Here is an 11605-nt window from a genome sequence, read left to right as displayed (position 1 = left end):
GGATCATGCGCTAATGCGGCGGTCAAACGCGACGCGCTTTAGGCGGAGCTGACGCCCAGGTTTCCGCTATGGCGACTACCGCGGCATTGATGGGTCCGCTCGGGATCGTCGGCATCACCGACGCGTCGACGATGAAGACGTTGTCGAAGCCGTTCAGCCGCAAATCCGGGTCGACGACTGCGTCGGCATCCCCGCCCATCCTGCAGGTGCCGGCAGGATGATGATGTGTGGAGGCCGCGCTGGCGATGAAAGCGTCAAGCTCGTCGTCCGACTGCACCCGTGATCCCGGTAGGATTTCCACATCGCGCCACTCGTCGAGCGCTCGATGATGGCCAATCGCGCGCGCCGTCTTCAGCGCTATCCGGAAAACGGCCCGGTCATGTTCGGTTTCGAGATAATGCGGATCGATGATCGGTGCATCGTTCCGGCCCGGCCCGCTCGGTGCGATGCGCCCACGACTGGTCGGCTGGGTGACGCCGCATAGTATCGTGAAAGCCGAGCCGTAGGGCGGTGCATTCAAGCCCACTGCGGCCGATGGAGCAACGACGCAGGCGAGGACGATATCGGGGTTTCCCGTCGAACGGGTCGGGTCGCTGCCGTGCAGGTACATCAGCGATTCCGAGTGCTGCAGGCGCGACGGGGGCAGCGGCTTTTTCGTGCTGTAGACGTTCCCAAGGGCCAGCAGATGGTCCTGCAGATTGCGGCCGACATCGCGCCGGTCGGCACGACAGCGAATCCCCGCCCGCTTCAGCGTATCCGGATCGCCGATGCCCGATCGCATGAGGATGAGCGGCGACGACACCGCACCGGCACAAAGAACGATCCTGTCGGCGGAGATCGTCATGCTCTCCCCATCGCACACGACAGCCACACCCGTGGCCCGCTGGCCTTCCAGCACGAGGTGCTCGACCTCGTGAGCGGTGAGCAGAGCGAGGTTCGGTCGCACCATGACCTCCGGCGGCAGATAGGCGTCGGCGACGCTCAGGCGCTTGCCGGCGCGGATGTTCAGCGAATTAGGGCTCGTGCCAGCGAGCTCGCCGCTGTTGTGGTCGGTCAGGACGGGGATCCCCATGGCCTGTCCAGCGGCTATATAGGCGCGGACGACGGGGCTGACCTCCGCTTCCGGCAGATAGACGTCCAACGGTCCGTTGCGGCCGCGCGACGGCGCGTCGAAGGCGGTGAAAGCTTCGCTGCGGACGAAGCCAGGCAACAAGCCCGAAAAGGACCAGCGCTCGCCGCCTGCTACTGCCCAGGGCTGGAAATCATCGGGATGGCCACGCACATAGGCCATGGCATGCAGGCAGCTAGAACCGCCGACGATCTTTCCGCGCGGCCATTCGTGGACGCGGTTTGCGGTAAAGGGTTGCGGCACCGTCCGATAAGCCCAGTCATAGGCGCGGCCCTGCAGCATCGTCCATTTCAACGGGTCGGCGATATCGGGATCGGACGGCATGACCCCGGCTTCGATCAAACCGACTTGGCACGCGCTGTCCTCGCTTAACCGGCTAGCCACCACCGAGCCGGCAGATCCGGCGCCGACGATCAGCACGTCGAAATGACGCATCAATTTAAAAGTTCGCGCGAGCAGGCTGTCTGGCTAGAATACGAGACGCTCATGCCGCAAAAGCGCCGGCATTCGACCGCTCCGTGATTCGTCTTTGCACGGATAGCAAATGCGCGCGCATGGCCGCTTCGGCTGCTTCGGGGTCGCGTTTCGAGATCGCTTCGGCGATCAGACGATGTTCGCCGTCGCGCTCGGCGATCCGCTTAGGGCAGGTGGGTGCTGCGGTCCGTGCGACCTTGACCCGCGCATCGACCCCGACCTGGCGCAGCATCTTGTAGAATTCGGCGGCAAGATGGTTGCGGGCGGCAGCGACGATGGCGGAATGAAAAGCGAAATCGACCGCGCCAGACGAGGCATTCTCCGGCGTGGTTGCCGCATCGATGATCCGGGCCGTCTCGAACGAGGAGGCGCGCAGCGATGCCAGCCGGGCGAGGCCCGGTTCCATGAGCAGGCGCAACTCCAGAACCTCGATGGGGTTGGTTACCCTGACAAGTTCTTCGCCATATCGGGGCAGGGCGGTCGGCGCACGCCTGGCGCGCGTCGGTTTCAAATCACCTGATTGGCGCAGCATCTCGAGCGCCTTGCGAAGCTGATGACGTTTCACGTTGAGATGTTCGGCAAGGTCACGCTCGGAAGGAAGCTTGCCGCCGCCCTGCTGCAACTGGCGGACCGCCGCGATGATGTCGTCGAGGTCCGAAGATACGACCTGCGGCTCGAATGCGCTCAAAACCAAATCTCCTGTCTGATCGGCAGCGGTCGACTCGACGTCCCGATATCAAGTTGTGACACGGAATCGATGAGAACGGCACTCAACCAACTCAACCAATCTACATCTGCGCCCGGTGGTTGACAACACCAGTTGCGCGATGGTTGAGTACCGCAGTTGTTTCTTTGACGGCTCATATCTCGGCGGGGCCGTCTTCTCCCGAGGACAGTGCATGCCGTTTGGGGAAACTTTCGACTATGTCATTGTCGGCGCCGGGTCGGCCGGTTGCGTGCTTGCAAACCGCCTGAGCGAAGATCCTGATGTTTCCGTGCTGCTCCTGGAAGCTGGCGACTGGGATCGCGACCCGATGATCCACATCCCGCTCGGCTGGGGTAAGATCCTGACCGAACGCCGTCACGACTGGATGTATTTCTGCGAGCCCGAGGCCAATGTCGGCGGACGCAAGGTCGAATGTGCGCGCGGCAAGGTCATCGGCGGCTCCTCCTCCACCAACGCCATGGCCTATGTGCGCGGCAATCGCGGCGATTACGATCGCTGGGCGGCCAGCGGTCTCAGCGATTGGTCATTCGACAAGGTGCTGCCCTATTTCAAGAAGCAGGAGCGCTGGGAGAAGGGCGAGAGCGACTATCGCGGCGGCAGCGGGCCGTTGAACACGCAGTTCTGCCGCTACAAGGACGAACTGATCGATGCCTTCGCTACGGCGAGCCGGGATGCCGGATATCCCCAGACCGACGATTACAATGGCCCGGTGCAGCAAGGCTTTGGCCGCCTGCAGATGACGATCGCAAACGGTCGCCGCTGCTCGACCGCGTCGGCCTATCTGCGTCCCGCCATGCGCCGCAGCAATGTCAAGGTGCTGACCGGCGCGATGGCGACGCGGATCGTGCTGAAGGATGGGCGAGCGACCGGCATCGCCTATACCAGGGGCGGCGCGACCCACCAGGTTCTGGCGCGGCATGAGGTTGTGCTTGCCGGCGGCGTCATCAACACGCCGCAGTTGCTGATGCTGTCGGGGATCGGCGATAGCGGCGAGCTCGCCGCGCATGGTATCGAGACGAAAGTAGACCGTCCGCAGGTCGGCAAGAACCTGCAGGACCATGTCTCGGTCATTCTGATGTATCGGCGCAAGCAGCCGGGGCCATTCCACAAGATGATGCGTGCCGATCGTATCGGGCTGGATTTCGTCAAGACCTATTTCACCGGAAAGGGCTTTTCGGGAGATGTGCCCGGCGGGGTCGTGGCGTTTCTGAAAAGCGATGCAAGCCGGCCGTTGCCGGATGTTCAGCTGCTTTTCACGGCTGCGCCGCTTGCTGCATGGCCTTACATGCCGCCATTCAAAGCGCCCTTCGCCGATGGCTTTGCGACCCGCATTGTCGCCGTCCAGCCGGAGAGCAGGGGGAGCGTGGAACTGGCGTCGAACGACCCGTTGGCCGCGCCGCTGATCCACCAGAATTTCCTGTCATCGCCGCACGACTGGCAGTCGCTTCGCGCCGGCTTCCGCGTCGCGCGCAACCTCGCTGCACAACCGTCGATGACGCCGTTCATCGCCTCGGAGTTCTTTCCGGGCTCGCAATGCCAGAGCGACGATGAGATCGATGAGCATATTCGCAACACCTCGATCACTGTGCATCATCCGGCCGGCACCTGCCGCATGGGTGTCGACGCGGAGTCGGTGGTCGACCCGCAACTACGGGTGCGCGGCGTTGCCGGCCTTCGCGCGGTGGATGCTTCCGTGATGCCGGATCTCGTTTGCGGCAACATCAATGCGGCGGTCATCATGATCGCCGAAAAGGCCTCGGACCTGATCCGCGGCCGTGCTGAACAAAGCATGGCCGCCTGATTGCTGTCGCCCGGGTTCAACCAAGTTCCTTTGGTTGAAAACAAAATTCGAGTTGGTTGGGCTGCCGAGCGATTGCCACGGCCGCAATGGTACGATCCGCCGGCCATTTTCTCGCATATTTTCGACTTTCTTGCCCCTTTGGGGCCATTCGGCCTCCATAGGAGCACTCAACCAAAAATTTAAAAATTCTCAGTTTTGGGATTGTCCAGAAAAACCAATCCGAATACGGTTGAGTTGGTTAAACGCATTTTCTTCGTGAAGAGAGGTGTCAGAGATGTCCTTGGCGCAACCGGCAGACCTTACCGTCACCAACAAGAAGGCAGCGCTGAAGGGCCTTTATGACGCCCTCTACGAAAAGAATATGTTCCCGTTCTGGGCGACGTCGGAAGGCGTCGATCACGACGAGATCAAGCAGCTCATGGCGACCTCGAAGGCGATCCCCTTCGTCTGGTCCTATGCCGATATCGAGCCGCTGCTGCAGCGCGCCGCCGAACTGGTGACCATGGACGACAGCGAGCGCCGGTCGCTGATCCTGGTCAATCCGGGGCTTGCGCCCAAGCGCGCCTCGGTCAGCACCATGTACACCGCCTACCGCCTGAATGATCCGGACGAGATCATGCCTCCGCACAAGCATTCGCCGAGCGCGATACGTTTTGGCCTGACCGGCAAGGGCAATTTTACCGGCGTCGAGGGCGAGGACGTGGTTTTCGGCCCCGGCGACATGGTGCTGACGCCGAACGACGCCTGGCACAATCACGGCACGGTCGGCGGCGAACAGGCGGTCAACCTTTCGGTCCTCGACCTGCCGCTGGTCGAGACGCTGCACGCCGTGCATTTCGATCACAAATACACCGAGATGGTCGACGGCAAGGAAGTCGAGAAGAAGGTGCAGACCGCTCGTTTTCCGAGCGATTATTCGCAGCGAATCTATGGCGAGGGCGGCCTGATGCCGCGCTTCGTCGACCACAAGCGCGGCGGCGGCCTGTCGTCGCCGATGTATGTCTATCGCTGGGAAAAGATGGAAGCGATCCTCGACGCGCACAAGGATTGGGACGGCGATCCGCATGAAGGCATCGTCATCGACTATGTCGACCCCACCACCGGCGGCCCGGTCTTCCGCACGATCAACTTCTACGTGCAGATGTTGCGGCCGGGCGAAAAGACGCTGCCGCAGCGCGAGACCGCCAGCCTGCTGTTGGCGCCGTTCCGCGGCAATGGCCATTCGATGATCGACGGCAAGCGCTACGACTGGAACCAGTTCGACACGATCGCCATACCGGGCGGTTGCTGGGTCGAGCATGTCAATGGCTCCTCGACCGAGCCGGCCATCTTCTTCGGCGCGACCGATGCGCCGACACAGAAGGCGCTGCTGCTCTACAAGCGCTGGGGCCGCAACCCGGCCGGCGATCTGCTCCGCATCGTCTAGTTTGCAGCGGAAACCGTCCGCGCCGCCATAGTGGCGCGGACATCGAACGAGACGGTTCAGCAGCAAGGGCGGATGCATTTGGTTTCGGCGTTCAACACAAAGCAGATCGGCCATGTCGACTGCCCGGGCGGTGGTCAGGTCTGGGTCGACGGCAACATTCTCTATATCGGCCACATGCGTCCGCCGAGCGGCACGACGCTTGTCGACATTTCCGATCCGCGCAATCCCAGGAAGGTCGCGACGATCGACGTTCCGCCGGGCTGGCACTCGCACAAGGTGCGCGCCCAGGACGGTCTGATGATCATCAACCACGAGCGCTTCGGCAATGCGGGTCCGGCCGATTTCGGCGGTGGCCTGGCGCTCTACGACACGACCCGACCGGCGGAGCCGAGGCTGATCTCGAAGTGGATAACCGCCGGCCATGGCGTGCATCGCTACGACTATGACGGCCGCTACGCCTATATCTCGCCGACCGCCGACGGCTATGTCGGCAACATCGTGATGATCCTCGACCTGATCGATCCGGTAAATCCGGTCGAAATCGGGCGCTGGTGGATACCGGGGCAATGGACCGGCGGCGGCGAAGAGTATCCGTGGCATGATTACGTCACGCCGCGCTGCCACCATCCGTTACGCATGGGCGACCGGCTCTATGTCAGCTACTGGCATCACGGCCTGTTCATCCTCGACATTTCCGACATTTCGAAGCCGACGCTTGTCTCGCATGTCAATTCGAGCCCGAGCTTCCCGCATCCCACGCACACATGCCTGCCGATCCCGCAGCCGCTCAAGGGCCGCAACATCATGGTGGTGGCGGACGAGGATGTCGCCAAGCTCCGACCTTCGCCGCCGGCCTTCACCTGGATCTACGACATCACCGACGAAACGAACCCGCTGCCGATCTCGACCTTCCAGGTGCCTGGCCTCGACCCGGATGGCGAACCACAACCGCCAATGACCGGCTGCCATCAGCCTTCCGAGCGGTTCAAGGGCACCATCATTCCGTTTGCATGGTTCGCCCAGGGGCTGCGGCTGGTCGACATCGCCGACCCGTTCGCACCCAAGGAGGTCGGCCATTTCGTGCCCGATGCGCCTGAGGGCGCCGAGCGAGCGTCTTCCAACGACGTCACCATCGACGATCGCGGCATCGTCTATCTTATCGATCGCGTCCGTGGCGTCGATATCATCGAAACCAGCGTTCTCTAGGGGGATAGGTTGAGCGACAGCACGCGAAAATCCGCCAGCCACTACGCCATTGGCAAGAAGAATCCGAACCTGCCGTTTCATCCGGCGGTGCGTGCCGGCGATTTCATTTTCGTCTCCGGCCAGGTGCCGAAGGACGAGAACAACAACATGATCAGCGGCACGATCGAGGAAGAGACGCTGGCGACGCTGAGGACCATCGCGCGCGTCATTGCCGATGAGGGCGCAACGCTCTCCGATGTCGTGCGGATCACCACCTATCTCGAGGATACGCGCGACTTCGGCCGCTACAACAAGGCGTTTCTCGAAGGGATCGGCGACGCGGTGCTGGCGCGCACGACGGTGGAGGCAAAGGCCGTCATCAACACCAAGATCGAAATGGACGCTATCGTCTACAAGCCGCTGCCGGCCGGCAAGTAGGCCACGACACAATCGAGGAGATGATATGTACAAGCTCTTAGGCCGCCAGACATCGGGCAACGTTCAAAAGGTGCTCTTCATGCTCGAAGAGCTTGGCGCGCCATACAAGCGCGAGGATTACGGCCGCCAGTTCGAAAACACCCAGACGGCCGAATACAAGGCGCTTAATCCGACGTCGAAAGTCCCGACGCTGGTCGACGGCGACACCGTGATCTGGGAGTCCAACACCATCCTGCGCTATCTCGCGGCATCCGGCGGTGAGCGGCTGAATGGCGCCACCCCTGCGGAAAAGACCGAGGTCGAGCGCTGGATGGATTTTCTGCTGGCGGCGGTCAATCCCGGCTATATGGCAGCCTTCAAGGGCGCCAAGCTGACGCCAGAGGAACAGACCGCCGAATACAAGGAACAGGTCAAGGACCTGGTGGCGCAGCTCAAGATCATCGACGGGCATCTGGCCGGCAAGGAATTCCTGGCGCTGGGAAAGCTGACCATTGCCGACATCGCCTGCGCACCGATCCTGAAACGCTGCATCGACTTCAAGATCGACCGGCCGTCGCTGCCCAATCTCGAGCGCTGGGTCGCCGCAATCGCCGCTCGTCCAGCCTTCAAGGCGGCAATCGCTGCGGCTCCCGCTAAGGCCGCATGATGATCAAGCGCGCCGCTCTCATCGGACTGGGAACGATGGGTCCGGGCATCGCCGCGCGGCTTTCGCGCGGCGGGCTCGATGTGGCGGCGTATGATGTTTCCGAAGTCGCGGTCGAACGCGCCTGCGGCACGCTCGACATCGCGGGCGGGGTTCTGGACCGTCTCGACATCAAGGTGCCGGCAACGGGCGCCGGCACGGTGCGCTTCGTCCGCACCATCGCCGAGGCCGTCGATGGGGCGGAACTGGTCATCGAGAATGTGCCTGAGAATATCGACACCAAGGCCGAAACCTATCGCGCCATCGACCCGCTGATCGGCTCTTCGGTGATCGTCGCCTCGGACACGTCGGGTATTCCGATCACCAAGCTGCAGGCCCATATCTCGCACCCCGAGAGGATGGTCGGCATGCACTGGTCGAACCCGCCCCACATCATCCCGATGATCGAGGTGATCGGCGGCGAGAAGACCGCGCCCGAAACGGTGGCGACGATACGCGACCTGATCCGCTCGATCGGGCTGTTGCCGGTGGTCGTGAAGAAAGACGTTCCCGGCTTCGTCGAAAATCGCGTGCTTTACGCACTGCTGCGTGAAGCGGTGGATCTGGTCGAGCGCGGCGTCATCGAACCGGAGGATCTCGACACCTGCGTATCCTGGGGCATCGGCTACAAGATCGCCGTCATCGGGCCAATGGCGCTGCTCGATATGGCCGGCCTCGATATCTACAAATCCGTCTCTTCGTTCCTGAACGCCGATCTCTCCAATCGGGATGATGTGGCGCCGATGGTGCTGGAGAAGACCGGTGCATCGAAGTTCGGCATCAAGTCGGGCGAGGGCATGTTCTCCTATACGCCCGAGCAGATAAGGGCGCTGCAAAGCGAACGGGCGCGCAAGCTGGTCGCGGTGCGCCGCATCCTCGAGGGCCGGGAGTAGCCGATGGCACGAGTTAGGAATGAGGCTGGCCATGCCGGGGACTTCACCCGGTTGGCCGTTCATGCGGACTGTGCCATCAAGACAGCGCAGCTGCGGCCAATCACGATGCATGGGGTGATCGACCATGCAGGTTGAAACCATTCGACCCGCCGGCGGCCGACCGACCCACATCCGCCACGACGACCTCATTTCCGCCAAAGGCGTTTCGGTGGTCATGGGCACGGATCGCAACCGCCAGCTGATCCTCAGGGATATAGACCTTGCAGTTCCGCAAGGCTCGTTCGTTTCCCTGATCGGCCCTTCGGGTTGCGGCAAGAGTACGCTGCTCAAAGTGCTGGCTGGGTTGGTAAATCCGAGCAGCGGCAGCGTCTCGGTTGCCGGCGTTTCGCCAGGCGAAGCGGCGCGCAAGCGGATGATCGGTCTGGTCTTTCAGGATGCCAATCTGCTGCCGTGGAAAAACGCCGTCGACAATGCCTCGATGCTGCTCGGCATCGCCGACAAATCGATGTCACGCTCGGCGCTGCGGGCACGTGGACAGGAAATGCTGGACCTGGTGGGACTTGGCGATGCCGCCCACAAGCGCCCAAACGAACTGTCTGGCGGCATGCGGCAGCGGGTTGCCATCGCCCGGGCTTTGGCGCTCGATCCGGCGGTCTTGCTGATGGACGAGCCGTTTGGCGCCCTTGACGCGATCACCCGCGATTCGATGGGCCAGTCGCTGCTGGAGATCTGGCAGCGGACCGGCAAGACGATCGTCTTCGTGACGCATTCGATCGATGAAGCCATTCAGTTGTCGCGCCAGGTTCATGTGCTGGGAATCAAACCGGGACGCATTACCCAGAGCCTGGACATTCCGCTGCCTTATCCGCGCGACGCTTCCGTGACCGAAGTCCCCGAATTCGTCAGGCTGGTGCTTCAGCTTCGAACGATGCTGCGCTCCAGTCACCAGCCGGGAGGCGCGACGTGAGCAGGCGACCCGTCATGAATCTCTCATCGCCGCAACCGGTTTCCGGCTGGGACGCGGCAACGAGCAGCTGGCTTCCGGCGGCTATCCTTCTGCTGGTGACGATCGTGTTGTGGGAAGCGGCGGTGCGGATATTCTCGATATCTTCCTTTATCGTTCCTGCCCCATCCGAGATTGCAAAATCGCTGGTCGCGCAGTGGGGCACTCTCATGCAGGCGACGGTGGTCACGGCAGGCGAAATCCTGTTTGGCTTTCTTGTCTCGGTCATAGTCGGCATTGCGCTTGCTCTCGTCATCGTGCGCTTCGATTGGCTGGGCCGCGCGCTCTATCCGCTCGTCGTGCTGTTCCAGAATGTGCCGAAGGTCGCGCTGGCGCCGATATTCATCCTCTGGTTCGGTTATGGGCTCGCTCCCAAAATCGGTCTGATTCTGGTCATCGCCTTCTTCCCGGTGACGCTGTCGATGCTGGCCGGCATGCAATCGGTCGACCGTTCGCTTCTGTCGCTGATGAATTCGGTCGGCGCCAGCCCGACCCAGATCCTGTTCAGGATCCGTGTCCCCCACTCGCTTCCGAGCCTGATGGCCGGGACCAAGATAGCCGCGACCCTGAGCGTGATCGGCGCGATCGTCGGCGAATTTGCCGGAGCCTCGGACGGACTCGGCTACGTCATCCAATTCGCGTCGACTCAGCTCGACACGGCCCTTGTCTTCGCGGCGCTGCTGATGGTTTCAGTGCTCGGCATCGCCTTCTACTACGCAGCCGAAATTCTTGAACGTGTCGTGGTGCCGTGGGCGCCGAAATTCAGCCAGGCCTAGGATCTTTCGAACAACCAAACAAGGGAACAGACAATGCTGAGACGCTCTCTTATCAAGGCGGCCACCTTTGCGGCGTTTGTCGGCGCGCTTGGCTTCTCGAACGCGGCGCTGGCGGCGGACACGGTCAACGTCCAGCTCGACTGGGTGGTGCGCGGCAATCACGCCATGTTCTTTGTCGGCATGGAAAAAGGCTTCTTCGCCAAGAACGACATCGATGTGAGCGAGGTCCGCAAAGGGTCCGGCTCGCCTGACGCCATGCGGCTGGTGGGCAACGGCAACGCTGAATTCGGCTTCGGCGATCTTCCCACGCTTGCCGTGGCAAGGTCGCAGAATGTTCCCGTCGTGGCGCTGGCGGCGGTCAACCAGCAGTCGCCGCTGGGCATTATTTCGCTCGCCAAGACGCTCAAGCTGACCAAGCCTTCAGACCTCAAGGGCCTGACCATCGGCATCCACCCGGCGGGCTCCACCTACATTTTCTTCAGGGGGTTCCTGGCTGCCAACGGCATGAGCGAGAAGGACATGACGCTCAACAGCGTCTCGCCGCCGTACGAAAGCTACCTGCTGCTCGGACGGGTGCAGACGGTCGTCGGCTATCTCGACGCCGAAGTGCCAGAACTTGAAGCCAAGGCTGGCGGCCCAGGGTCGCTGAGCATCATGCTCGGCGCGGATCACGGCTGGAAGGCCTATGGATCGGGGCTGTTCACCTCTGAAGCGATGATCAAGGACAACGCCGATGTCGTGCGCCGCTTCGTGAAGGCCTACAGGGAGGCTTTCGACTATGTCGCGGCCCATCCGGAAGAAGCTGCCGAAATCACCGCCAGGGCCGTTCCTGGCTATGCGGAAAAGAAGGATGTGCTGCTGGCCCAGCTCAAGGCCGACATCGCTTCGACGTTCAACAGCCCGGCGACGAAGGAACACGGCCTCGGCTGGATGACGAAGACCCAATGGGAAGAGACCTTGAAGACGCTGACGGATCAGGGCGTGCTCAAAACGGCACTGTCGGCCGACGACGTCTTCACCGACAAATTCCTGGCGGCAGAGTGAAGGTCGGGGGCGGTGTCTGACCTGGCA

General features: G+C 62.2%; 11 protein-coding genes. 9 read left to right on the top strand and 2 right to left on the bottom strand.

Features of this window, described 5'->3' with window-relative positions:
- Positions 1–22: 22 nt before the first annotated feature.
- Together BLT09_RS06205 and BLT09_RS06200 are read right to left on the bottom strand one after the other, a co-directional pair.
- Positions 23–1567 (bottom strand): GMC family oxidoreductase, encoded by a 1545-nt coding sequence (locus BLT09_RS06205; RefSeq protein WP_208602481.1) that lies wholly within the window; start codon positions 1565–1567, stop codon positions 23–25.
- 46 nt (positions 1568–1613) lie between these two features.
- Positions 1614–2291, bottom strand: coding sequence for a FadR/GntR family transcriptional regulator (locus BLT09_RS06200; RefSeq protein WP_091591403.1), 678 nt, complete (start codon positions 2289–2291; stop codon positions 1614–1616).
- Positions 2292–2502: 211 nt separating this feature from the next.
- On the opposite strand from BLT09_RS06200, the gene BLT09_RS06195 reads away from it, so the two are divergent.
- The 9 genes from BLT09_RS06195 (at position 2503) to BLT09_RS06155 (ending at position 11578) form a co-directional block, all read left to right on the top strand.
- Complete coding sequence (locus tag BLT09_RS06195) at positions 2503–4131, top strand: GMC family oxidoreductase (protein ID WP_091591401.1); 1629 nt, start codon at positions 2503–2505, stop codon at positions 4129–4131.
- Between the two features lie 274 nt (positions 4132–4405).
- Positions 4406–5557: a cupin domain-containing protein gene (locus tag BLT09_RS06190; protein WP_091591399.1), complete on the top strand. Its 1152-nt coding sequence runs from the start codon at positions 4406–4408 to the stop codon at positions 5555–5557.
- A gap of 72 nt (positions 5558–5629) precedes the next feature.
- Entirely contained in the window at positions 5630–6763 is a 1134-nt protein-coding gene (locus BLT09_RS06185; protein WP_091591397.1) for an LVIVD repeat-containing protein, read from the top strand.
- Positions 6764–6772: 9 nt separating this feature from the next.
- Positions 6773–7180, top strand: coding sequence for a RidA family protein (locus BLT09_RS06180; protein WP_027154168.1), 408 nt, complete (start codon positions 6773–6775; stop codon positions 7178–7180).
- Between the two features lie 25 nt (positions 7181–7205).
- The gene (locus BLT09_RS06175) at positions 7206–7826 is read left to right on the top strand and encodes a glutathione S-transferase family protein (protein WP_091591395.1); all 621 of its coding nucleotides are present in this window, start codon (positions 7206–7208) and stop codon (positions 7824–7826) included.
- On the top strand, positions 7826–8755 hold the full coding sequence (gene fhmpcd1, locus BLT09_RS06170) for a 5-formyl-3-hydroxy-2-methylpyridine 4-carboxylate 5-dehydrogenase (protein ID WP_091591820.1): 930 nt from the start codon (positions 7826–7828) through the stop codon (positions 8753–8755). The genes BLT09_RS06175 and fhmpcd1 overlap by 1 nt, the downstream gene beginning before the upstream one ends.
- A 124-nt stretch (positions 8756–8879) precedes the next feature.
- A complete protein-coding gene (locus BLT09_RS06165) occupies positions 8880–9722 on the top strand; it encodes an ABC transporter ATP-binding protein (protein WP_023798266.1) in 843 nt (280 codons plus the stop codon).
- 14 nt (positions 9723–9736) lie between these two features.
- On the top strand, positions 9737–10534 hold the full coding sequence (locus tag BLT09_RS06160) for an ABC transporter permease (protein WP_236473751.1): 798 nt from the start codon (positions 9737–9739) through the stop codon (positions 10532–10534).
- Between the two features lie 33 nt (positions 10535–10567).
- The gene (locus BLT09_RS06155; protein ID WP_091591391.1) at positions 10568–11578 is read left to right on the top strand and encodes an ABC transporter substrate-binding protein; all 1011 of its coding nucleotides are present in this window, start codon (positions 10568–10570) and stop codon (positions 11576–11578) included.
- Positions 11579–11605: the final 27 nt, after the last annotated feature.

It is taken from the genome of Mesorhizobium muleiense (assembly GCF_900099905.1).
Classification (GTDB): domain Bacteria; phylum Pseudomonadota; class Alphaproteobacteria; order Rhizobiales; family Rhizobiaceae; genus Mesorhizobium; species Mesorhizobium muleiense.
Note: the sequence above shows the minus strand (reverse complement) of the source record. Positions and strands in the feature narration are given on the sequence as shown.